The organism is Enterobacter sp. ENT02 (genome assembly GCF_019219165.1).
Taxonomy (GTDB): domain Bacteria; phylum Pseudomonadota; class Gammaproteobacteria; order Enterobacterales; family Enterobacteriaceae; genus Enterobacter; species Enterobacter mori.
This window is the reverse complement of record NZ_JAHUWD010000001.1, coordinates 419670-442662: the sequence shown is the minus strand read 5'-3', so window position 1 is coordinate 442662 and position 22993 is coordinate 419670. Positions and strand designations below refer to the sequence as shown.

17 protein-coding genes, 2 tRNA genes and 2 other RNA genes are annotated in these 22993 nt (G+C 53.6%); 10 read left to right on the top strand and 11 right to left on the bottom strand.

The genetic code is table 11. From position 1 onward, the window contains the following. Window position 1: 1 nt before the first annotated feature. Together narL and narX are read right to left on the bottom strand one after the other, a co-directional pair. Entirely contained in the window at window positions 2-652 is a 651-nt protein-coding gene (narL, locus tag KW829_RS01965) for a two-component system response regulator NarL (RefSeq protein ID WP_028018756.1), read from the bottom strand. Beyond that, window positions 645-2441 carry a nitrate/nitrite two-component system sensor histidine kinase NarX gene (gene narX / locus KW829_RS01960; protein ID WP_218307487.1) on the bottom strand — a complete coding sequence of 599 codons (1797 nt, stop codon included), beginning with the start codon at window positions 2439-2441 and terminating at the stop codon, window positions 645-647. Before narX ends, narL begins: the two co-directional genes overlap by 8 nt. Before the next feature lie 309 nt (window positions 2442-2750). Here narX and KW829_RS01955 point away from each other — a divergent pair, with 309 nt between their 5' ends. From KW829_RS01955 to narI, 5 genes are all read left to right on the top strand, one after another. Next, window positions 2751-4148, top strand: coding sequence for a NarK family nitrate/nitrite MFS transporter (locus KW829_RS01955; RefSeq protein WP_218307486.1), 1398 nt, complete (start codon window positions 2751-2753; stop codon window positions 4146-4148). 380 nt (window positions 4149-4528) lie between these two features. Beyond that, a complete protein-coding gene (locus tag KW829_RS01950; RefSeq protein ID WP_218307485.1) occupies window positions 4529-8272 on the top strand; it encodes a nitrate reductase subunit alpha in 3744 nt (1247 codons plus the stop codon). Next, window positions 8269-9804 carry a nitrate reductase subunit beta gene (gene narH / locus KW829_RS01945; RefSeq protein WP_218307484.1) on the top strand — a complete coding sequence of 512 codons (1536 nt, stop codon included), beginning with the start codon at window positions 8269-8271 and terminating at the stop codon, window positions 9802-9804. Before KW829_RS01950 ends, narH begins: the two co-directional genes overlap by 4 nt. Beyond that, complete coding sequence (gene narJ / locus KW829_RS01940; RefSeq protein ID WP_100166107.1) at window positions 9801-10511, top strand: nitrate reductase molybdenum cofactor assembly chaperone; 711 nt, start codon at window positions 9801-9803, stop codon at window positions 10509-10511. The genes narH and narJ overlap by 4 nt, the downstream gene beginning before the upstream one ends. Beyond that, window positions 10511-11188: a respiratory nitrate reductase subunit gamma gene (gene narI, locus KW829_RS01935; protein ID WP_010432973.1), complete on the top strand. Its 678-nt coding sequence runs from the start codon at window positions 10511-10513 to the stop codon at window positions 11186-11188. Before narJ ends, narI begins: the two co-directional genes overlap by 1 nt. On the opposite strand, the gene KW829_RS01930 is transcribed toward narI, so the two are convergent. Further along, a complete protein-coding gene (locus tag KW829_RS01930; RefSeq protein WP_010432977.1) occupies window positions 11185-12081 on the bottom strand; it encodes a DMT family transporter in 897 nt (298 codons plus the stop codon). The genes narI and KW829_RS01930 overlap by 4 nt on opposite strands. Window positions 12082-12188: 107 nt before the next feature. On the opposite strand from KW829_RS01930, the gene KW829_RS01925 reads away from it, so the two are divergent. Next, complete coding sequence (locus KW829_RS01925) at window positions 12189-12632, top strand: Lrp/AsnC family transcriptional regulator (RefSeq protein WP_218307483.1); 444 nt, start codon at window positions 12189-12191, stop codon at window positions 12630-12632. A gap of 96 nt (window positions 12633-12728) precedes the next feature. Here the strand turns inward: KW829_RS01925 and KW829_RS01920 are convergent. The 6 genes from KW829_RS01920 to KW829_RS01895 all read right to left on the bottom strand — a co-directional run bounded on the left by KW829_RS01920 (window position 12729) and on the right by KW829_RS01895 (window position 14792). Then, window positions 12729-12859, bottom strand: a non-coding RNA gene (locus tag KW829_RS01920) — RtT sRNA. Between the two features lie 45 nt (window positions 12860-12904). Beyond that, a non-coding RNA gene (locus KW829_RS01915) (RtT sRNA) lies at window positions 12905-13035 on the bottom strand. Between the two features lie 45 nt (window positions 13036-13080). Beyond that, a tRNA-Tyr gene (locus KW829_RS01910) sits at window positions 13081-13165 on the bottom strand. A 35-nt stretch (window positions 13166-13200) separates the two neighbouring features. After that, a tRNA-Tyr gene (locus KW829_RS01905) sits at window positions 13201-13285 on the bottom strand. A 157-nt stretch (window positions 13286-13442) separates the two neighbouring features. After that, on the bottom strand, window positions 13443-14285 hold the full coding sequence (purU, locus tag KW829_RS01900; protein ID WP_023312104.1) for a formyltetrahydrofolate deformylase: 843 nt from the start codon (window positions 14283-14285) through the stop codon (window positions 13443-13445). Window positions 14286-14333: 48 nt separating this feature from the next. Further along, on the bottom strand, window positions 14334-14792 hold the full coding sequence (locus KW829_RS01895; RefSeq protein ID WP_071985429.1) for a YchJ family protein: 459 nt from the start codon (window positions 14790-14792) through the stop codon (window positions 14334-14336). Between the two features lie 114 nt (window positions 14793-14906). Here KW829_RS01895 and rssA point away from each other — a divergent pair, with 114 nt between their 5' ends. The 3 genes from rssA to galU all read left to right on the top strand — a co-directional run bounded on the left by rssA (window position 14907) and on the right by galU (window position 18023). Next, the gene (gene rssA, locus KW829_RS01890) at window positions 14907-15809 is read left to right on the top strand and encodes a patatin-like phospholipase RssA (protein ID WP_120158322.1); all 903 of its coding nucleotides are present in this window, start codon (window positions 14907-14909) and stop codon (window positions 15807-15809) included. Window positions 15810-15901: 92 nt separating this feature from the next. Then, window positions 15902-16915, top strand: a complete 1014-nt coding sequence (gene rssB, locus KW829_RS01885; protein ID WP_042716774.1) for a two-component system response regulator RssB — start codon at window positions 15902-15904, stop codon at window positions 16913-16915. Window positions 16916-17114: 199 nt separating this feature from the next. Then, a complete protein-coding gene (gene galU, locus KW829_RS01880) occupies window positions 17115-18023 on the top strand; it encodes a UTP--glucose-1-phosphate uridylyltransferase GalU (protein WP_010432990.1) in 909 nt (302 codons plus the stop codon). Between the two features lie 205 nt (window positions 18024-18228). On the opposite strand, the gene hns is transcribed toward galU, so the two are convergent. Next, complete coding sequence (gene hns, locus KW829_RS01875) at window positions 18229-18642, bottom strand: histone-like nucleoid-structuring protein H-NS (protein ID WP_003856724.1); 414 nt, start codon at window positions 18640-18642, stop codon at window positions 18229-18231. A 550-nt stretch (window positions 18643-19192) separates the two neighbouring features. Between hns and tdk the strand changes: the two genes are divergently transcribed. Beyond that, window positions 19193-19807, top strand: coding sequence for a thymidine kinase (tdk, locus tag KW829_RS01870; protein ID WP_010432994.1), 615 nt, complete (start codon window positions 19193-19195; stop codon window positions 19805-19807). A gap of 75 nt (window positions 19808-19882) precedes the next feature. On the opposite strand, the gene adhE is transcribed toward tdk, so the two are convergent. Next, window positions 19883-22561: a bifunctional acetaldehyde-CoA/alcohol dehydrogenase gene (adhE, locus tag KW829_RS01865; protein WP_010432997.1), complete on the bottom strand. Its 2679-nt coding sequence runs from the start codon at window positions 22559-22561 to the stop codon at window positions 19883-19885. Window positions 22562-22993: the final 432 nt, after the last annotated feature.

Here is a 22993-nt window from a genome sequence, read left to right as displayed (position 1 = left end):
GTTAAAAAATCCGTTCCTGATGGACCCACACGGCGGCTTCGACGCGGGACTTTAACTTCATCTTCTTCAGCATGTGCTTCACGTGCACTTTTACCGTGCTTTCGGTGATGTCCAGACGGCGGGCGATCATTTTGTTCGGCAGGCCCTGGGCAATCAGCTTCAGAATATCGCGTTCGCGCGGGGTAAGCTGGCTCACGTCACGGTCCGAGGTTGCGCGGTTGGCCCGCAGGCTGGCGGCCAGTACTGGTGTTAAGGCTTCGCTCAGCACCATCTCTCCGGCAGCGGCCTGCTGCAGCGCCTTGAGCAGATCTTCCGGCTCCATATCTTTCAGCAGGTAGCCGTCCGCGCCGCGCTTCAGCGCCGTCACCACGTCTTCTTCATGATTTGACACGCTAAACACCACCACGCGGCCAGACAGGGATTTTTCGCGCAGTTTGTCCAGCGTCTCCAGACCGTTCATGCCCGGCATGTTGAGATCGAGCAGGATCAAATCAGGATCGAGCGCTTCGGCAAGCTCAATACCCTGTTCGCCGTTGCTGGCTTCGCCAACGACGGTAATATCGGGCGCCATGCTGACCAGCTGTTTCACCCCGGTGCGCAGCATGGGATGGTCGTCGATCAACAGGATGGATGCCGGTTCCTGATTAGTCATGGTGTTCTCCTTGGACAGTTGTAAGCGGTTTTTCGGGAATAAAGGTGACGACCACTTCCGTGCCACCCGTGTCTCTCCGGCGAACCTGGCAATCACCGCGCAGGCTTTGCGCGCGGTCTCGCATGATAATTAAACCATAGTGGTTGGTTCTCTCGGCATTTTCCGGCACGCCGCAGCCGTCGTCCTGAATCGTCAGCTTCACCTGATTATTGTGCTGGCTGACGGTTACCGTTACCGCCGTCGCGCTGGCGTGTTTGAGCACGTTGCTCAGGGCTTCGCGGGCGATCTGCAGTAAATGAATCGCCTGATGGGAGGGGACAAAACGCGGCGGAAGCTGGTAGTCGAGCTTCACCGGGAACCCCAGCCGGGCGCTAAATTCGTGACAGCTGGACTCCAGCGCGGGGCGAAGGCCCGGCTCGGTCAACTGCAGTCGGAAAGTGGTTAACAGTTCACGAAGCTGAACCCACGAAGTGTTCAGCTCGTTGCGGATCTGGCTCAGGAGCTGTTTATTGCTTTCCGGCATCTCCGCGTCCTGCATCTGCAGGCAACTGACCTGCATCTTCATGCAGGAGAGCGATTGGGCGATGGAGTCATGCAGCTCCCGCGCGATGGTGGCGCGCTCTTCCATGACAATCAGCTGCTGCTGTTTTTCCTGATGCCTGTCCAGCGCCAGCGTGGCTGTGAGCTGTTCCACCAGGGTATCCACCAGCTGCTGCTGGTCGTGGCTCAAATGCCTTCCGGCGGGCATGGTAGCCAGCAGAATGCCGTACTGGGTGTGGCTGTCCGTCAGACGCCACTTCAGCGTGGTGCCCGTCGTCGTTAGCGGTGGTACACCCCGCGGGCAAAGGTGACAACCTTTATCATCGCAGGACATGTCAGACTGACAGGTAAATTCCTGATGATTTTCTTCGTCTTCAACGTCGTAGACCCGCAGCTCCAGATCGTGCAGCAGCGTCAGGTTTTGCAGGCCGTTCAGCACCGGCGAGAGGCGCTCGCACAGCGGTACCTGCATGTGCAAACGGCGGTTGGCCTGCCACAGGAAAGAGAGAATTTCGTTTTTCTGTTCGAGTCCGGCGGTTTTTTCCTGAACCCGCTGTTCAAGTACCGCGTAGCTTTCAGACAGCTCTTCCGACATGGTGTTGAGCGCCTGGCCGAGCATCGCCATCTCGTTACGTCCGCTAATATGCGTGCGCTGGGTAAAATCTCTGTTCGTTACGGCGCGAGCCATTGCCAGCAGCTGTTTCCAGGGATTCAGCAGCCTTGCGCGCAGCCAGACGATGGTGAAAATCAGCAGCAGGCCCATAAACAGCGCCATCACCCGGTGGATCATAACCACCCGGTCAATGCGTAATTCGGTGGTTTGATCGAAAGAAGAGACCAGCGTATCAATGCGTGAGACGAAACCGGCAACGTCGCGCGCGACGGCGTCGGGGCTGTTCGCCTGCTTTAAGCCTGGCTCCAGCTGCGTGTGCCAGTAGCCCTGAAGGGCCTTGAGCTGGGATTTCTGACCAGCGCGAATGGCGGCACTTTCCAGCTCGGGGCTGAAAGCCGTATGCTCCATATCGTCGATCAGCTTCTGGTCGTCCTGCGTTAAGGGCACCGAGGCCAGCAGACGATAACTCTGCATGCGTAGCGAGCCTGCCTCGTTAATGGCATGCGCATTACCCTGTACGCCCTGGACCAGCCAGCCGGAAATCGCCATGCCGGTTACACCGATCGCGGTGGACAGCAAGACAATAAGCGCCAGTTGGTTAACCAGCGTCAGCGGGGATAGACATCTTTTTAACATGGTGTTGCCGGGCTCCTGACGTGACCTGACTGCAGGAATGGCGCTATTCTGGTGCATACCCTGGAGTATACCCATACCAATAAAGGATTACCTCTAAATTGCCAGAGGAGTAACGGTTAGGGGGAGGGAGTAGCCGGGATGGCTCAGCACCGTGAAAAACCACATCTTTTTTACCACTTACTCCTACTCACTTGGAGTAATGCCTTTTTTTTCGCCACAAAACCCCGCACTTTTCCTTTGATTTATATCAACTTACCGCCGCTCTAAAACCCTAATGTTTGCAGCATCATTCGAGAATCAGAGGTGTCTATGAGTCACTCATCCGCTCCCGACAGGGAAAATGGTGCCGTTATTACAGAATGGCGACCAGAGGATCCGGCGTTCTGGCAACAGCGCGGCCATCGTGTAGCAAGTCGTAATCTGTGGATTTCCGTTCCGTGCCTGCTGTTAGCGTTTTGCGTATGGATGTTGTTTAGTGCGGTGGCGGTAAACCTGCCAAAAGTCGGCTTTACGTTCACGACCGATCAGCTGTTTATGTTGACCGCGCTGCCGTCCCTGTCCGGTGCCTTGCTGCGTGTGCCTTACGCGTTTATGGTACCGGTGTTTGGCGGCCGCCGCTGGACGGCTTTCAGTACCGGCATCATGATCGTGCCGTGCGTGTGGCTCGGTTTTGCGGTGCAGGATACCTCCACGCCGTTTAGCGTGTTTGTGATAATCTCTCTGCTGTGCGGTTTTGCGGGCGCGAACTTTGCCTCCAGCATGGCGAACATCAGCTTCTTCTTCCCGAAAGCGAAGCAGGGTGGTGCGCTGGGCATTAACGGCGGTCTGGGGAACATGGGCGTGAGCGTGATGCAGCTGATTGCCCCGCTGGCGATTTCGGTTTCCATTTTTGCGGCCTTTGGCGGCGGCGGTGTGACCCAGCCGGATGGTTCTTCTCTGTTCCTGCAGAACGCGGCCTGGATTTGGGTACCGTTCCTGGTGGTCTTCACGCTGGCGGCCTGGTTCTTTATGAACGATTTGTCCGCGTCGAAGGCGTCCCTGAGCGAACAGTTACCGGTCCTGAAACGCGGTCACCTTTGGGTCATGGCGCTGTTGTATCTGGCAACATTCGGCTCGTTTATCGGGTTCTCTGCGGGCTTCGCCATGCTGTCGAAAACCCAGTTCCCGGACGTGCAGATCCTGCAATTTGCCTTCTTTGGTCCATTTGTCGGCGCGCTGGCACGTTCTCTTGGCGGGATGATCTCCGACCGTCTGGGCGGGACGCGGGTGACGCTGGTGAACTTCATGGTGATGGCAATTTTCTGCGCGCTGCTGTTCCTGACGCTGCCAGCCAGCGGGCAGGGCGGCAACTTTATTGCCTTCTTCGGCGTATTTATGGTGCTGTTCCTGACGGCCGGCCTGGGAAGTGCATCCACGTTCCAGATGATCTCCGTCATCTTCCGTAAGCTGACCATGGATCGCGTTAAAGCGCAGGGCGGCACCGAAGAGCAGGCCATGCGTGAAGCGGCGACCGACACCGCTGCGGCGCTGGGCTTTATCTCTGCGATTGGCGCAATCGGTGGCTTCTTCATCCCGAAAGCGTTCGGTATCTCACTGGACCTGACCGGCTCTCCGGCAGGGGCCATGAAAGTATTCCTCGTCTTCTATATCGCCTGCGTTGTGATTACGTGGCTGGTATATGGCCGTAATACCAAGAAAAATAAGTAAGTGTGATTATCCGTTTGCGCGGCCTTCGGGCCGCGTTTTTTTGTGTTGAAAATAGTTACAACATACTGATGGCCTTTAGACCGGCAGCCTGCGGGTAACACTGTGATAGCCATCGCTTTCCAGTGGGGTCTACTCCTTAATACCTGAGATGTTAAATTTAGCCCTGCTTTTTGTACGATAAATATAAAATATCTATATTAATCATGGTGATGCGAGATTTATATTTATACCGCTTTGGTGGTATTTGATGTAATACCCACCTTCAGAGACCCCGCCCGCCTTGATCGTTATCAATTCTCCCCCGCTTTCAGAGCGTTACCTTCGCAGCAAATCAGCAATGTCGATTTAGAGAGCCACAGGCTCCACACAGGAGATACCCGATGAGCAAATTTTTAGACCGGTTTCGCTACTTCAAGCAGAAGGGCGAGACGTTTGCCGATGGGCACGGTCAGCTTCTGGAGACCAACCGCGACTGGGAAGACGGCTATCGCCAGCGCTGGCAGCATGACAAAGTGGTCCGTTCAACCCACGGCGTCAACTGCACGGGTTCGTGCAGTTGGAAGATTTTCGTCAAGAATGGTCTGGTGACCTGGGAAGTCCAGCAAACCGACTACCCGCGTACCCGTCCCGATCTGCCGAATCATGAACCGCGCGGCTGTCCGCGTGGCGCAAGCTACTCCTGGTATCTCTACAGCGCTAACCGCCTGAAATACCCTCTGATGCGTAAGCGCCTGATGAAAATGTGGCGTGAAGCGAAAGTCCAGCACAGCGATCCGGTTGATGCATGGGCATCCATCATTGAAGACTCCGACAAAGCGAAGAGCTTCAAGCAGGCTCGCGGTCGCGGTGGCTTTGTCCGTTCCTCCTGGAAAGAAGTGAACGAACTGATTGCGGCGTCTAACGTCTACACCGTCAAAACCTACGGCCCGGACCGCGTGGCGGGCTTCTCGCCAATCCCGGCGATGTCGATGGTCTCTTACGCGTCTGGCGCGCGCTATCTCTCCCTGATTGGCGGGACCTGCCTGAGCTTCTATGACTGGTACTGCGACCTGCCGCCTGCGTCCCCACAGACCTGGGGCGAGCAGACCGACGTGCCGGAATCTGCCGACTGGTATAACTCCAGCTACATTCTGGCCTGGGGCTCTAACGTTCCTCAGACCCGTACCCCGGATGCCCACTTCTTTACCGAAGTGCGTTACAAAGGCACCAAAACCGTTGCGATTACCCCTGACTATGCGGAAATCGCCAAGCTGTGCGACCTGTGGCTGGCACCTAAGCAGGGCACCGATGCGGCGATGGCGCTGGCGATGGGCCACGTCATGCTGCGCGAGTTCCACCTGGACAAGCCTAGCCAGTACTTCACCGACTACGTGCGTCGCTACACCGACATGCCGATGCTGGTGATGCTGGAAGAGCGCGACGGCTACTACGCTGCCGGTCGTATGCTGCGCGCCGCTGACCTGGTGGATTCACTTGGTCAGGAAAATAACCCGCAGTGGAAAACCGTTGCCTGTAACAGCAATGGCGAACTGATTGCGCCTAACGGCTCTATCGGTTTCCGCTGGGGCGAAAAGGGCAAATGGAACCTGGAGCAGCGTAACGGCACCACAGGCGAAGAGACCGAACTGCGCCTGAGCATGCTGGGCAGCCAGGATGAGATCGCTGACGTCGGCTTCCCGTACTTCGGTGGCGAAGGCACCGAGCATTTCAACAAGGTTGAACTGAATAATGTTCTGATGCACAAACTGCCGGTGAAGCGTCTTCAGCTCGCCGATGGTTCAACGGCGCTGGTCACCACCGTTTACGATCTCACCATGGCGAACTACGGCCTTGAGCGCGGTCTGAACGACGAAAACTGTGCAAGCAGCTACGATGACGTGAAAGCGTACACCCCGGCATGGGCGGAGCAGATCACCGGCGTGCCGCGCGCGCAGATCACCCGTATCGCGCGTGAGTTCGCGGAAAACGCCGACAAGACCCACGGTCGCTCCATGATCATCGTTGGTGCCGGTCTGAACCACTGGTATCACCTCGATATGAACTATCGCGGCCTGATTAACATGCTGATCTTCTGCGGCTGCGTCGGTCAGAGCGGCGGCGGCTGGGCGCACTACGTCGGCCAGGAAAAACTGCGTCCGCAGACCGGCTGGCAGCCGCTGGCGTTTGCCCTCGACTGGCAGCGTCCGGCGCGCCACATGAACAGCACTTCCTACTTCTATAACCACTCCAGCCAGTGGCGCTACGAGACGGTTACCGCAGAGGAACTGCTGTCGCCAATGGCGGATAAATCCCGCTACAGCGGCCACCTGATTGACTTCAACGTGCGTGCGGAACGTATGGGCTGGCTGCCGTCGGCTCCTCAGCTTGGCACCAACCCGCTGCGCATCGCGGAAGCGGCGAAGAAAGCGGGCATGACACCGGTGGACTACACCGTTAAGTCGCTGAAGGAAGGTTCGATTCGCTTTGCGGCGGAACAGCCGGAAAACGGTAAAAACCATCCGCGCAACCTGTTCATCTGGCGCTCAAACCTGCTGGGTTCTTCCGGTAAAGGTCACGAGTTCATGCTGAAGTATCTGCTTGGTACGGAACACGGTATTCAGGGCAAAGATCTCGGCAAGCAGGGCGGCGTGAAGCCTGAAGAAGTGGAATGGAAAGACAACGGCCTGGACGGCAAGCTGGATCTGGTGGTGACGCTGGATTTCCGTCTTTCGAGCACTTGTCTGTACTCCGATATCGTTCTGCCGACGGCAACCTGGTATGAAAAAGACGACATGAATACCTCGGATATGCATCCGTTTATTCATCCGCTGTCTGCTGCCGTTGACCCGGCGTGGGAATCCAAAAGCGACTGGGAAATCTACAAAGGCATTGCCGAGAAATTCTCCGAGGTCTGCGTAGGGCACCTGGGCAAAGAAACCGACGTGGTGACGCTGCCCATTCAGCACGACTCCGCTGCCGAACTGGCGCAGCCGCTGGACGTGAAGGACTGGAAAAAAGGCGAGTGCGATCTGATCCCAGGCGTGACGGCGCCGCACATCATTCCGGTAGAACGCGACTACCCGGCGACCTACGAACGCTTTACCTCTATCGGCCCGCTGATGGAGAAAATCGGCAACGGCGGGAAAGGGATCGCCTGGAACACACAGAGCGAAATGGACCTGCTGCGTAAGCTCAATTACACCAAATCAGACGGTCCGGCCAAAGGCCAGCCTTGGCTTAACACGGCGATTGATGCCGCAGAGATGATCCTCACCCTGGCACCGGAAACCAACGGCCAGGTCGCAGTAAAAGCCTGGGAAGCACTGAGTAAAATCACCGGTCGCGACCATAAGCATCTGGCCCTGAACAAAGAAGACGAGAAAATCCGCTTCCGCGATATTCAGGCCCAGCCGCGCAAAATTATCTCCAGCCCGACCTGGTCTGGTCTGGAAGATGAGCACGTTTCTTATAACGCGGGTTACACCAACGTTCACGAGCTGATCCCATGGCGTACCCTGACCGGTCGTCAGTCTCTGTATCAGGATCACCAGTGGATGCGTGACTTCGGCGAAAGCCTGCTGGTTTACCGTCCGCCAATCGACACCCGTTCGGTGAAAGCGGTAATGGGCGAGAAGTCCAACGGTAATCCGGAGAAAGCGCTGAACTTCCTGACGCCGCACCAGAAGTGGGGGATCCACTCCACCTACAGCGACAACCTGCTGATGCTGACGCTGGGACGCGGCGGTCCGATTGTCTGGATGAGCGAAGCGGATGCCAAAGATCTGGGGATTGTGGATAACGACTGGATCGAAGTCTTCAACAGCAACGGTTCATTGACCGCTCGTGCAGTGGTTAGCCAGCGTGTTCCAGCAGGGATGACCATGATGTACCACGCGCAGGAACGTATCGTGAACATTCCTGGCTCAGAAATCACCGAGCAGCGCGGCGGTATTCATAACTCGGTCACCCGTATTACGCCGAAGCCGACCCATATGATTGGTGGCTATGCGCAGCTGGCCTACGGCTTTAACTACTACGGCACCGTAGGATCTAACCGCGATGAGTTCGTGGTGGTACGTAAGATGAAGAATATTAACTGGTTAGACGGCGAAGGTAATGACCAGGTACAGGAGAGCGTAAAATGAAAATTCGTTCACAAGTCGGCATGGTGCTGAATCTGGATAAATGCATCGGCTGTCATACCTGCTCAGTCACCTGTAAAAACGTCTGGACCAGCCGCGAAGGCACCGAATACGCCTGGTTCAACAACGTGGAAACCAAGCCGGGCACTGGCTTCCCGACCAACTGGGAAGATCAGGAAAAATACAAGGGCGGCTGGATCCGCAAAATCAACGGCAAAATCCAGCCGCGCATGGGAAACCGCGCTTGGCTTCTGGGAAAAATCTTCGCTAACCCGCATCTGCCGGGCATCGACGATTACTACGAGCCGTTCGATTTCGACTACCAGAACCTGCATAACGCAGCGGAAGGTAAACATCAGCCGATTGCTCGTCCTCGCTCGCTGATCACCGGTCAGCGTATGAACAAGATCGAGAAAGGCCCGAACTGGGAAGACGATCTGGGTGGTGAGTTCGAGAAGCTGTCGAAAGACAAAAACTTCGAGAACATGCAGAAGGCGATGTACGGCCAGTTCGAAAATACCTTCATGATGTACCTGCCGCGTCTGTGCGAGCACTGCCTTAACCCGGCGTGCGTGGCGACCTGCCCGAGCGGCGCCATCTACAAGCGTGAAGAAGACGGCATCGTGCTCATCGACCAGGACAAGTGCCGCGGCTGGCGCATGTGCATCACCGGCTGTCCGTATAAAAAAATCTACTTCAACTGGAAGAGCGGCAAGTCCGAGAAGTGCATCTTCTGCTATCCGCGCATTGAAGCCGGTATGCCGACCGTCTGTTCAGAAAGCTGCGTAGGCCGTATTCGCTACCTCGGCGTGCTGCTGTATGACGCGGACGCGATTGAAACGGCAGCAAGCACCGAGAACGAGAAAGATCTGTACCAGCGTCAGCTGGACGTGTTCCTCGATCCGAACGATCCGAAGGTGATCGAGCAGGCGCTGAAGGACGGCGTGCCGCAGAGCGTGATCGACGCGGCGCAGCAGTCCCCGGTGTACAAAATGGCGATGGACTGGAAGCTGGCGCTGCCGCTGCATCCGGAATACCGCACGCTGCCGATGGTCTGGTACGTGCCGCCGCTGTCACCGATTCAGTCTGCTGCCGACGCGGGCGAGCTGGGCGGCAACGGCATTCTGCCAGACGTGGAAAGCCTGCGTATTCCGGTTCAGTACCTGGCGAACCTGCTGACCGCAGGCGATACCCAGCCGGTCCTGCTGGCGCTGAAGCGTATGCTGGCGATGCGTCACTTCAAGCGTGCTGAGACCGTTGACGGCGTTACCGATACCCGTGCGCTGGAAGAGGTTGGTCTGACCGAAGCACAGGCTCAGGAGATGTACCGCTATCTGGCGATTGCGAACTACGAAGACCGTTTCGTCGTACCGAGCAGCCACCGCGAGCAGGCGCGCGACGCCTTCCCGGAGAAAAACGGATGTGGCTTTAGCTTCGGTGACGGTTGCCACGGCTCAGACACCAAATTCAACCTGTTCAACAGCCGCCGCATCGACGCCATGGATGTGACCAGCAAAACGGAGCCGCACCAATGATTGAACTCGTCATTGTTTCGCGTCTGCTCGAGTACCCGGATGCTGCGCTTGCGCAGCATCAGCAGGAACTCTTTGATGCACTCGCGTCATCTGAAAACCTGGATAAAGCGGATGCCCAGAAGCTGGGCGTTTTCCTCCGCGATCTGTTAGCGCGCGATCTCCTGGACGCGCAGGCGGACTACAGCCAGCTGTTTGACCGCGGGCGCGCGACGTCTCTGCTGCTGTTTGAACACGTCCACGGTGAATCCCGCGATCGTGGTCAGGCGATGGTCGACCTGATGTCCCAGTACGAGCAGCACGGCCTGCAACTCGACAGCCGCGAACTGCCAGACCACCTGCCGCTGTACCTGGAATATCTGGCGCAGCTGCCAAAAGAAGAGGCGCTGGGCGGTTTACAGGACATCGCACCGATCCTGGCGCTGCTTGGCGCGCGTCTTCAGCAGCGCGAAAGTGCTTATGCGGTGCTCTTTGACCTGCTGGTGAAGCTGGCAAATGCCGCCGTTGATAGCGAAAAAGTAGCGGAAAAAATCGCGGACGAAGCGCGCGACGACACTCCGCAGGCGCTTGATGCGGTCTGGGAAGAAGAGCAGGTGAAGTTCTTTGCTGACCAGAACTGCGGCGAGTCTGAAATCTCCGCTCACCAGCGTCGTTTTGCCGGGGCTGTTGCTCCGCAATATTTGAATATCTCTAACGGAGGACGGCAATAATGCACTTCCTGAATATGTTCTTCTTTGACATTTACCCGTACATTGCGGGCACCGTATTCCTGGTGGGAAGCTGGCTGCGTTATGACTATGGCCAGTATACCTGGCGGGCGGCCTCCAGCCAGATGCTGGACCGCAAGGGGATGAACCTCGCCTCTAACCTGTTCCATATCGGGATCCTGGGGATTTTTGCCGGGCACTTCCTGGGCATGCTGACACCGCACTGGATGTACGAAGCCTGGCTGCCGATTGAAGTGAAGCAGAAAATGGCGATGTTTGCGGGCGGTGCCAGCGGCGTGATGTGTCTGGTCGGCGGTCTGCTGCTGCTGAAACGTCGTCTGTTCAGCCCGCGCGTACGTGCCACCACGACCGCTGCGGACATCCTGATCCTCTCCCTGTTGATGGTGCAGTGTGCGCTGGGTCTGCTGACGATTCCGTTCTCAGCGCAGCATATGGACGGTAGCGAAATGATGAAGCTGGTCGGCTGGGCGCAGTCCGTGGTGACCTTCCATGGCGGCGCATCTGAGCATCTTGACGGCGTGGCCTTTATCTTCCGCGTGCACCTGGTGCTGGGGATGACGCTGTTTGTGCTGTTCCCGTTCTCCCGCCTGGTGCACATCTGGAGCGCGCCGGTTGAGTACCTGACGCGCAAATACCAGATTGTGCGCGCCCGTCGCTAATTTGCCGTTTTGATACCCACCCCGCACTCGCGGGGTTTTTTTTCGCCCCAGCCCAGGTTGTTGCCCGCAGCGGCAAACAAAATCAGCGCGCCGCCCGCAAGCTGCGTGAGGTTCAGCGAGTGTCCGAACACCAGGTTATCAACAACAATGGCGACCACCGGATAGATAAACGACAGCGAGCCGGTCACTGGAGTGGGGAGTTTCTGAATGGCGCTATACAGCAACTGGTACATGATGCCGGTGTGGACAATGCCCAGCGTCAGCAGTATCGTCCAGGGGAAATCGCCCGAAAGGGAAGGCATATGCGCCAGCGGAAGAAGCATCACCACCCCAGTCAGGACCTGAATAAAGGCGATATGCTGCGGTGCGATGGATTTCAGTTTGCGGGCGATAATGGCAGTCAGCGCGTAAAAGAATGCTGCACCCAGCGCCAGCCCGATACCTGCGAGCCATTCACTGCCATGCGTGCCGCTGAGCTCGCTGGAAAGCAATATCACCACGCCGCCGAAGGCGAGGATCAACCAGCCCCACTTCACCAGACTGACGCGTTCACCTAAGAGCATCCCCATCATCACCAGCATAAACGGCTGGGTGTTATAGACCACGGTTGACAGGCCAATCGAGATCCGCTCATAGGCTGCAAACAGCAGCAGCCAGTTCACCACGAGCGCTACGCCGCCAAAAATGGCCAGCAGCAGCGTGGTGCGGGTGAGGGGACTGAAGGGCTTTCGACTTAACCGGACGAATACATAAAGCGTAACCGCGCCGATGACGCAGCGCCAGAACACCACTTCTGTTACCGGCAGACCGGAGAGTAAAACAAACGCGCCGATAGAGCCGGAAATTAACATCGCCAGGCTCATCTGCCCGACGCCTTTTTGTAAATCACGCATCATCCACCTCCTGATTAATGACCCTATTGTCGAAAATCACTGTCGGGTTTTACAGGGCTGATATAAGGTGAAACAGGTTAATGACTTTTTAAAATTAGGTGAAAGCGATGGAATGCCTGCTTGATGATATCGATCGGCAAATATTGGCTTGTCTGGTAGAGGACGCACGTGCGTCGCTGAAGGTGCTGAGTGGTCGTGTGGGATTGACGTCACCCAGCACGGCAGAACGTTTGAAGAGGCTGGAAGAGCGCGGTGTGATTCAGGGTTATGGTGCGCGGGTGAACCTGGCGGCGCTGGGATACACCTTGCAGGCGCTGGTGCGCGTGCGCCCATTGCCGGGGTTATTGCATAAGGTGGATAAATACATTCAGGCCATGCCGGAGTGCATTGAGAGTGACAAAGTCACGGGTGAGGACTGTTTTGTGATCAGGCTGGTGGTACGGTCGATAGAACAGCTGGATGTATTGCTGGACGGCCTGGCAGAGCATGCCCAGTGTAATACGTCGATTGTGAAGAGCTCGCCGGTGAAGCGACGGTTGCCGCCGATGTAGGTTTCTGTCGCCGGGTGGCGGCTGCGCCTTACCCGGCCTACGAAGGCGGACGCGGTTAAGTTTTATAATGATTTTTTTGGATTATTCGGGAAATGATGGTGGTGGGGGAAGGATTACTCGGCGCGTTGCGCCTCGCCCTTCGGGTCGTTGCCTGCGGCAACGCTTTCTCGCTACGCTCGAATCGAACCTTAATCGAAGCTTCTCATCCTTCCCCGTCACGGAAATGCATGATGCCTGGTGCGAACAGAAGATTTGGAGTCATTTGAAAGTGATGGTGGTGGGGGAAGGATTACTCGGCGCGTTGCGCCTCGCCCTTCGGGTCGTTGCCTGCGGCAACGCTTTCTCGCTACGCTCGAATCGAACCTTAATCGAAGCTTCTCATCCTTCCCCGTCACGGAAATGCATGATGCCTGGTGCGAACAGAAGATTTGGAGTCATTTGAAAGTGATGGTGGTGGGGGAAGGATTCGAACCTTCGAAGTCGATGACGGCAGATTTACAGTCTGCTCCCTTTGGCCGCTCGGGAACCCCACCAGGGGTAATTCAAATTTTGAGGTAATGCTGAGAGATGGTGGTGGGGGAAGGATTCGAACCTTCGAAGTCGATGACGGCAGATTTACAGTCTGCTCCCTTTGGCCGCTCGGGAACCCCACCACGGGGTAATGCTTTTTACAGGCCTGCTTCCTGTTGGAAGCGGGGCGCATCATATCAAATGAGACGCCCCTGTAAAGCATTCCTTTAGGGAAATGAAGTTGTTTGCCTGCTTTTTATCCGCAAAGGTGCAAAGCTAATCAATTCATTTTCCGAAAGATTAAAGAATGATGGTTCTGTTGCCGTAAACGAAGACGCGTTGGGCAAGCACCTGATACAACGCACGGCTTAAGACGTTTTTCTCAACGTCGCGCCCAGCGCGCATCATGTCTTCTGCGGTATAGGTGTGATCCACATGAATCACGTCCTGCATGATGATGGGACCTTCATCCAGGTTGTCATTCACATAGTGGGCCGTCGCACCGATGATCTTCACGCCGCGCTCGTAGGCCTGGTGGTACGGGCGCGCGCCGATAAAGGCGGGAAGGAACGAGTGGTGGATGTTGATAATCTTGTTCGGGAAACGCGCCACGAAGGAAGGCGTTAATACGCGCATATATTTCGCCAGCACCACATAATCTGGATTATGCGCTTCAATCGCCTGCGCCATCAGGTCGTCGTGCTCTTCACGGGTATGTCCTTCGTGGCTGACCAGTTCGAATGGAATATCAAAACGCTCGACCAGCGTACGCAGCGTCTCGTGGTTGCCGATAACAGCGGCAATTTCGACATCAAGACCGCCGTAGTTGGCTTTCATCAGCAGGTCGCCCAGGCAGTGTGCCTCTTTGGTCACCAGGATCACAATGCGACGACGGCCAGCGGGCGTCAGTTCACGCACGGAACCTTCCGGCAGGGCACTATCCAGATCGGCAAGCAGGGTGGTGTCGTTGAAAATACCTTCGAGCTCGGTGCGCATAAAGAAGCGACCGGTACGGTGGTCAACGAACTCGTTGTTCTGCACGATATTCAGTTCATGTTTGTAACAAATGTTGGTAATTCGTGCGATCAGTCCTTTTTGATCGGGACAGATGGTGCGCAGAACTTTACGTTGTAGTGATTGCATCGCCGGGAAATCCTGTTTGTGTATTTGCGAAGTCTGGGTTGTCAGGCATTACTGCCCGCAACACTTTTTAAATTTTTTACCTGAACCGCAAGGGCAGGGATCGTTACGACCGAATTGAGGACGCGTTCCGTCAATATAATACCATTGCCCGCTTTCCTTTAAGAAACGGGAACGTTCAATAATGGCGCCGGGTTTGTGCTGTTCGGTAAAACGGGCAACAAAACTTACGTAACCCTCGTTTTCATCACGACCGGGGGCTGAATCAAAGACCGTGAGACCGAGCCAGTGGGTATTGGCGAAGCCCGCTTCAATGTCTTGCTGAAAATCAGCTGCATGGCAAGTGGGGTGCCAGGTCTTGACTAAATAATCTGCGTCTTTGATCACAAAAGCAGTATACCGCGAACGCATCAGGTGTGACGGGTCTGGAGCAACCTGCTCGCCAGTAAGATATCGCTGGCAACATAGGCTATACTCCAGAGCGCTACCACAGGGGCAGAGTTGAGACACGATTCTCTTCCTGGAACAAAAAATAAGGGCGTTTAACGCTTAGGGTAGCACTATGTTAACTGAGCTGTTGCGTTGACGCTATGTTGGGGATCCAGGGGAAGTAAAACAGGGCTAATGAGAAAAGTAAAAATTGGACTGGCGTTAGGCTCAGGTGCAGCCAGAGGCTGGTCGCATATTGGCGTTATCAACGCCTTGAAACAGATGGGTATTGACGTTGATATCGTTGCAGGCTGTTCGATTGGTTCGCTGGTCGGGTCAGCATATGCCTGCGGTAAGCTACCGGAGCTTGAGAGATGGGTACGTTCCTTCAGCTACTGGGATGTGCTGCGCCTGATGGATCTCTCCTGGCAGCGTGGCGGCCTGCTGCGAGGCGAGCGCGTGTTTAATCAGTTCCGTCAGATTATGCCCCTTGATGACTTTACCCACTGTCAGTTGCCGTTTGGCGCGGTGGCCACGAACCTCAGTACAGGACGTGAGCTGTGGCTCACCGAAGGCGATCTTCATCTTGCTGTCCGTGCGTCCTGTAGCATGCCAGGATTAATGGCCCCTGTGCCACATAACGGCTACTGGCTGGTCGATGGCGGGGTAGTAAACCCGGTCCCTGTTTCCCTGACGCGTGCCATGGGCGCGGATATTGTGATTGCCGTGGACCTGCAGCATGATGCCCACCTGATGCAGCAAGACCTCATGCCCGTTAATCTGCAAAGTGATGATGCCGAAGGTGAGAAGCTCGCCTGGCATGCGCGTTTGCGCGGAAGAATTGGACGCCTGGCAACTCGCCGAGCAGTAACGGCACCCACCGCCCTGGAAATCATGACCACGTCAATTCAGGTACTTGAGAATCGTCTGAAGCGAAACCGTATGGCTGGCGATCCTCCCGATATTCTGATTCAACCTTATTGTCCTCAAATCTCTACCCTTGATTTCCATAGAGCTGAGGCCGCGATTTCAGCGGGTTCCTTAGCCGTCGAAAAGAAAATAGATGAATTGTTGCCATTTGTGCGAACAGCACTTTAAGCATCCTTTATTTGATTACTTCAGCAAAATCTGACAGGCGATAGTACCAATAGCATGCCACTATTGAGTAACTGTCAGCCAGGGGAGGAACCATGACGCAGCCATTGGTCGGAAAACACATTTTAATCGTTGAAGACGAGCCCGTTTTCCGCTCTTTGCTGGATTCGTGGTTATCCTCACTGGGTGCGGATACTTCTCTTGCCGAGGACGGCATCGACGCGCTGGAGAAAATGACGTCTATTGCCCCGGACTTGATGATCTGCGACATCGCGATGCCGCGAATGAATGGCCTGAAACTGGTTGAGCATCTTCGCAACGAAGGAAACCAAATGCCTGTGCTGGTGATCTCTGCGACGGAGAATATGGCGGATATCGCGAAAGCGCTACGTCTGGGGGTACAGGATATTCTGCTCAAGCCCGTCAAGGATTTGAACCGTCTGCGTGAGACGGTGCTCGCTTGCCTTTATCCCAACATGTTCAATTCCCGCGTTGAAGAAGAAGAACGTCTGTTTCAGGACTGGGATGCGTTGGTCAGTAATCCGCTTGCCGCTGCCAAATTGTTACAAGAGCTTCAGCCGCCGGTACAACAAACGCTTTCCCATTGCCGTATAAATTATCGACAACTCGTGGCGGCAGACCAGCATGGTCTGGTGCTCGATATTGCGCCGTTATCCGATTCCGATCTCGCTTTTTATTGTCTGGACGTGACCCGGGCAGGAGACAATGGTGTTTTAGCCGCATTGTTACTTCGTGCGCTATTTAATGGATTATTGCAGGAGCAGTTATCCCATCAGGGGCAGCGGCTTCCTGAATTAGGCAGTTTGCTTAAACAAGTAAATCAGCTTTTCCGCCAGGCTAATTTGCCTGGGCAGTTTCCGCTACTCGTCGGTTATTATCACAGCGGACTGAAAAATCTGATTCTTGTTTCTGCGGGTTTAAACGCTTCTCTGAATACGGGGGAGCATCATATTCAGGTGAGTAACGGCGTACCGCTGGGAACACTGGGGACGGCTTACCTCAATCAAATTAGCCACCGCTGTTCCTCCTGGCAGTGCCAAATTTGGGGCGCTGGCGGGCGGTTACGCTTAATGTTGTCCACGGAATAAGCAGTTGAGTTTTATTCTTGAGATTGCTTTTCCAGTGTTTAGTTGGCGGTGCTACTATCGCTGCCAGATTCATGCGTATTTATCCTAATTGATCGGCAACGCGTTCTTTTCAGACCCGTACTAAAGGCTGAGGCTGATATACTCAACGCGTTATTTAATGCATAAAAGTTCAAAACTTGAACAGCTCAGGAGAATTTGAATGGCTGCCCTAAATTCGAAAGTCAGAAAGGCCGTCATCCCGGTAGCGGGATTGGGGACCAGGATGTTACCAGCAACGAAGGCAATCCCTAAAGAGATGCTGCCTTTAGTTGATAAGCCATTAATCCAGTACGTCGTAAATGAATGTATCGCGGCAGGGATTACTGAGATTGTGCTGGTTACGCATTCATCTAAAAACTCTATCGAAAACCATTTTGATACAAGTTTTGAACTTGAAGCGATGCTGGAAAAACGCGTTAAGCGCCAGCTGTTAGCGGAAGTTCAGTCTATTTGTCCTCCACACGTCACCATTATGCAGGTTCGTCAGGGGCTGGCGAAAGGTCTGGGCCATGCTGTGCTGTGTGCACACCCGGTTGTGGGTGATGAGCCGGTTGCTGTTATTCTGCCGGACGTTATTCTGGACGAATTTGAATCAGATCTGTCTCAGGATAACCTGGCTGAGATGATCAAGCGCTTCGACGAAACAGGCAGCAGCCAGATCATGGTTGAGCCTGTAGAAGACGTTACCGCCTATGGTGTTGTGGACTGCAAGGGCGTTAATCTGGAGCCAGGCGAAAGCGTTCCTATGGTAGGTGTCGTTGAGAAACCGAAAGCGGACGTCGCGCCATCTAATCTGGCGGTTGTGGGTCGTTACGTGCTGAGTGCTGAGATTTGGCCACTGCTGGCGAAAACGCCTCCGGGAGCGGGTGATGAAATCCAGCTGACCGATGGCATCGATATGCTGATCGAAAAAGAAACCGTAGAAGCTTACCATATGAAAGGTAAGAGCCATGACTGCGGTAATAAACTCGGTTATATGCAGGCATTCGTTGAATATGGTATTCGCCACAATACCCTGGGCGAAGAATTTAAAGCCTGGCTCAAAGAAAACGTGGGTATTAAGAAATAGTCTGATACTCAGTTGAACAAGACCGGTGTGGCGATGCCCACCGGTTTTTTTATGCCCATAACGAGGCTCAGTGGCTGCTGGAGAGGGATTGTAAAAGACATTAAATAGTCTGTGGCGACATATGACAGAGTGTAAAGGGTTGCTCAGCGGAATTTCGCGTAAAAAAAATCCCGCATTAAGCGGGATTTTTGTAATTAGATTAGGATTAATCCTTGATCAGGAAGTCATCCAGTTGTTTACCCTGCTCATCCATTGCTTTCTTGATAACAGCTGGAGTACGACCCTGGCCGGTCCAGGTTTTCTCTTCGCCGTTCTCATCAATGTAGCTATATTTAGCCGGACGAGCAGCGCGTTTTGCTTTGGTACCGGTTTTCGCCGCAGCCATGCTGTTCAGCAATTCGTTTGGATCGATACCATCTGCAATCAGCATTTCGCGATATTGCTGCAGTTTACGAGTGCGTTCTTCGATTTCAGCAGCAGCTGCGCTTTCTTCTTCACGACGCTCATTAACTACAACTTCTAATTTTTCCAGCATTTCTTCAAGCGTTTCAAGGGTACATTCTCTTGCCTGCGCACGAAGAGTACGGATGTTGTTCAGAATTTTAAGTGCTTCGCTCATTGTAGTAATCTCAAACTTATAATGGGGGGTGGTTTGTTGTCCTAATAATAGAGCGATAAATTGAGTTGTGCAATAGGTGGGAATGTAAGGAATTCAAAAAATACGAAATCGTCGGCGCTATTATTAATTACGCTAACTTAAATTTCACCGTGTGTCTGGTCTGATGATTTCACGTCAAACGGCAAAAACCAGCGGTATGCATGTTTGGTTTTGTGACATTTCCCTCAGGAATTATAGTTGCGGCGGATAAATATCAGCCTTTTGTATTACTTCAGGGACGCGCGGGTAAGACAAAAATAGTTAATAAATAGTGAATTTTAATGAACGTAAATTCCAGTATAAAAAGAAGTGTTATGTTTGGCTGCATAAGTTGCTTATTGGCAGCCCGATAAGCGTTTAATGTATGTTTTAACGCATTATTTTCTAAAAGAACCGAGGGTTAATCACGGGTTCAGCGGCATAGTCTGTGCGGTGTATCGCTGATGACGGGACAAAATATGGTACAATGATTCATCGGGAATATTACACATTGATTAGGGTTCTTCGGCCAATGGCACAACTTTATTTCTACTATTCGGCAATGAATGCAGGGAAATCGACGGCGTTACTGCAATCCTCATACAATTATCAGGAGCGGGGGATGCGCACCGTTGTATACACCGCTGAAATCGACGATCGCTTTGGTGCAGGGAAGGTAAGTTCAAGAATAGGACTTTCGTCGCCAGCAAGGCTCTATAACCCGCAAACGGATTTACTGGATGATATCCGCACTGAACACGCCGCTAAGCCCATCCATTGTGTTCTGGTAGATGAAAGCCAGTTCCTGACGCGTGAACAGGTTCATGCGCTTTCTGAAGTCGTTGACGAACTGGATATTCCCGTACTCTGTTATGGTCTACGCACCGATTTTCGCGGCGAGTTATTTGCTGGCAGCCAGTATTTGCTCGCATGGTCGGATAAGCTCGTTGAGCTGAAGACTATCTGTTTCTGCGGCCGTAAAGCCAGTATGGTGCTTCGTCTCGATCAATCGGGTAAACCCTACGCGGATGGCGAGCAGGTCGTTATAGGAGGCAACGAGCGCTATGTATCGGTCTGTCGCAAGCACTATAAAGAAGCACTTGTTGTAGGTTCACTGACGGCTATCCAGAGCGATAACCGGAAATAGGGCAGTGCAGATTTCTTTGCCGATCAGCAGGCATAAAAAAACCCGCCATTGGCGGGTTTTTTATTAGGCTGTCAATTAAGCGCTTTTCTTCGCTTTTTTGTCAGCTTTAACAACAGGCGCTTCAACTTTCACCGCGACAGTGTCATTTTCTTTGAACTCGCGACCGTAGTAGGTATCAAGCAGAATCTGTTTCAGCTCGGAGATCAGTGGGTAGCGCGGGTTAGCACCAGTACACTGGTCATCAAATGCGTCTTCAGACAGTTTATCTACGTGAGCGAGGAAGTCAGCTTCCTGAACGCCTGCTTCACGGATAGATTTAGGAATACCCAGCTCAGCTTTGATGCTGTCCAGCCATGCCAGCAGTTTCTCAATCTTAGCAGCAGTGCGGTCGCCCGGTGCGCTCAGACCCAGGTGGTCAGCGATTTCAGCGTAACGACGACGTGCTTGTGGACGGTCGTACTGGCTGAATGCAGTCTGCTTGGTTGGGTTGTCGTTCGCGTTATAACGGATAACGTTGCTGATCAACAGAGCGTTCGCCAGACCGTGAGGAATGTGGAACTGAGAACCCAGTTTGTGTGCCATTGAGTGACAAACACCCAGGAAGGCGTTCGCAAACGCGATACCAGCGATGGTTGCAGCACTGTGTACACGCTCACGCGCTACCGGGTTTTTAGACCCTTCGTTGTAAGACGCTGGCAGGTTCTCTTTCAGCAGTTTCAGCGCTTGCAGAGCTTGACCGTCAGAGAATTCGGACGCCAGTACAGACACATAGGCTTCCAGGGCGTGAGTCACGGCATCCAGACCACCGAAGGCACACAGTGATTTCGGCATATCCATCACCAGGTTGGCATCAACGATAGCCATATCTGGGGTCAGCGCGTAGTCCGCCAGTGGGTATTTCTGACCTGTTGCATCATCAGTTACAACCGCAAACGGCGTCACTTCTGAACCGGTACCGGAAGTGGTGGTGACAGCGATCATTTTCGCTTTCACACCCATTTTCGGGAACTTGTAGATACGTTTACGGATATCCATAAAGCGCAGCGCCAGCTCTTCGAAGTGGGTTTCCGGATGCTCGTACATGACCCACATGATTTTCGCGGCGTCCATTGGGGAACCGCCACCCAGTGCGATAATCACATCTGGTTTGAAGGAGTTTGCCAGTTCAGCACCTTTACGAACAACGCTCAGGGTTGGGTCAGCTTCAACTTCAAAGAAGACTTCAGTTTCAACGCCAGACGCTTTCAGTACTGAGGTGATCTGATCTGCGTAGCCGTTGTTGAACAGGAAACGGTCAGTCACGATGAGCGCACGTTTGTGGCCATCAGTAATCACTTCATCCAGCGCGATTGGCAGAGAGCCACGGCGGAAGTAGATAGATTTCGGAAGTTTGTGCCACAACATGTTTTCAGCTCGCTTAGCAACGGTTTTCTTGTTGATCAGGTGTTTTGGACCAACGTTTTCAGAGATGGAGTTACCACCCCAGGAACCACAACCCAGAGTCAGGGAAGGTGCGAGTTTAAAGTTATACAGGTCACCGATACCACCCTGAGAAGCAGGGGTGTTGATCAGGATACGTGCAGTTTTCATCTTCTGACCGAAGTGAGCAACACGTTCTGGCTGGTTATCCTGGTCGGTGTACAGGCAAGAGGTGTGACCGATACCGCCCATGGCAACCAGTTTCTCTGCTTTCTCTACCGCGTCATCGAAATCTTTCGCACGGTACATTGCCAGAGTAGGGGACAGTTTTTCATGAGCGAACGGTTCGCTTTCATCGACAACTTTCACTTCACCAATCAGGATCTTGGTTGTTGCCGGAACAGTGAAGCCTGCCAGCTCAGCAATTTTATATGCTGGTTGACCTACGATAGCAGCATTCAGTGCGCCATTTTTCAGGATGATGTCCTGAACGGCTTTCAGCTCTTTACCCTGCAGCAGGTAGCCGCCGTGGCTTGCGAAACGTTCACGAACGGCATCGTACACGGAATCAACAACCACAACAGACTGTTCGGACGCACAAATGACGCCGTTGTCGAAGGTTTTTGACATCAGTACAGACGCAACGGCACGTTTGATATCCGCCGTTTCGTCGATAACAACAGGGGTGTTACCTGCGCCTACGCCGATGGCTGGTTTACCGGAGCTGTATGCAGCTTTAACCATACCAGGACCACCGGTCGCCAGAATCAGGTTAATGTCCGGGTGATGCATCAGCGCATTGGACAGTTCAACAGACGGCTGATCAATCCAGCCGATCAAATCTTTTGGTGCGCCAGCGGCAATTGCAGCCTGCAGAACGATATCTGCTGCTTTGTTGGTCGCGTCTTTTGCACGTGGGTGCGGGGAGAAGATGATTGCGTTACGGGTCTTCAGGCTGATCAGTGATTTGAAGATAGCAGTAGACGTTGGGTTAGTGGTTGGAACGATACCGCAAATGATGCCGATAGGTTCTGCAATAGTGATGGTACCGAAGGTGTCGTCTTCAGACAGCACGCCACAGGTTTTCTCATCTTTATAGGCGTTGTAGATATACTCTGAAGCAAAGTGGTTTTTGATCACTTTATCTTCAACGATACCCATACCGGATTCGGCAACGGCCATTTTAGCGAGAGGGATTCGAGCATCTGCAGCAGCCAGTGCGGCCGCGCGGAAGATTTTATCAACCTGTTCTTGGGTGAAATTGGCATATTCACGCTGGGCTTTTTTAACGCGCTCGACGAGTGCGTTCAGTTCAGCGATATTAGTAACAGCCATAATGCTCTCCTGATAATGTTTAAACTCTTTTAGTAAACCAGCGCTCGATACGTCACACAGTATAGACAGAGCCGATACCACTTGCGTAACACACAGTAAAACAAGGGCTTACTTCTCGTTCCAGCTCACTAATTTACTAAAAGAGCCTTACCTTAGCATCATACCTTTTTGATAGGTGATCTCCCTGGCGGCGTAATCAGATTACTCACTTCTGAGTACGGAAATCATGATCTGCATCAATTTTTCCCTAAGCTGATACCTTTCAGCAGCCTATTTCGGCAAGAATTTTCCACTGTTAAATAATTACGTAACTATTAGAAGTGACACTATCATTGATTCTACAAATGTTTAACATCATGAAATGATAACGTTTTGGCACAGATTTCTGGTGAAGAATGCTGCAAAAAAGCGTATCTTCAGCGCGGTTTTATC

Excerpts from the sequence above, each read along its gene's own strand:
- narL (WP_028018756.1), bottom strand. The coding sequence starts at position 652 with ATGACTAATCAGGAACCGGCATCCATCCTGTTGATCGACGACCATCCC.
- narX (WP_218307487.1), bottom strand. The coding sequence starts at position 2,441 with ATGTTAAAAAGATGTCTATCCCCGCTGACGCTGGTTAACCAACTGGCG.
- KW829_RS01955 (WP_218307486.1), top strand. The coding sequence starts at position 2,751 with ATGAGTCACTCATCCGCTCCCGACAGGGAAAATGGTGCCGTTATTACA.
- KW829_RS01950 (WP_218307485.1), top strand. The coding sequence starts at position 4,529 with ATGAGCAAATTTTTAGACCGGTTTCGCTACTTCAAGCAGAAGGGCGAG.
- narH (WP_218307484.1), top strand. The coding sequence starts at position 8,269 with ATGAAAATTCGTTCACAAGTCGGCATGGTGCTGAATCTGGATAAATGC.
- narJ (WP_100166107.1), top strand. The coding sequence starts at position 9,801 with ATGATTGAACTCGTCATTGTTTCGCGTCTGCTCGAGTACCCGGATGCT.
- narI (WP_010432973.1), top strand. The coding sequence starts at position 10,511 with ATGCACTTCCTGAATATGTTCTTCTTTGACATTTACCCGTACATTGCG.
- KW829_RS01930 (WP_010432977.1), bottom strand. The coding sequence starts at position 12,081 with ATGCGTGATTTACAAAAAGGCGTCGGGCAGATGAGCCTGGCGATGTTA.
- KW829_RS01925 (WP_218307483.1), top strand. The coding sequence starts at position 12,189 with ATGGAATGCCTGCTTGATGATATCGATCGGCAAATATTGGCTTGTCTG.
- purU (WP_023312104.1), bottom strand. The coding sequence starts at position 14,285 with ATGCAATCACTACAACGTAAAGTTCTGCGCACCATCTGTCCCGATCAA.
- rssA (WP_120158322.1), top strand. The coding sequence starts at position 14,907 with ATGAGAAAAGTAAAAATTGGACTGGCGTTAGGCTCAGGTGCAGCCAGA.
- rssB (WP_042716774.1), top strand. The coding sequence starts at position 15,902 with ATGACGCAGCCATTGGTCGGAAAACACATTTTAATCGTTGAAGACGAG.
- galU (WP_010432990.1), top strand. The coding sequence starts at position 17,115 with ATGGCTGCCCTAAATTCGAAAGTCAGAAAGGCCGTCATCCCGGTAGCG.
- hns (WP_003856724.1), bottom strand. The coding sequence starts at position 18,642 with ATGAGCGAAGCACTTAAAATTCTGAACAACATCCGTACTCTTCGTGCG.
- tdk (WP_010432994.1), top strand. The coding sequence starts at position 19,193 with ATGGCACAACTTTATTTCTACTATTCGGCAATGAATGCAGGGAAATCG.
- adhE (WP_010432997.1), bottom strand. The coding sequence starts at position 22,561 with ATGGCTGTTACTAATATCGCTGAACTGAACGCACTCGTCGAGCGCGTT.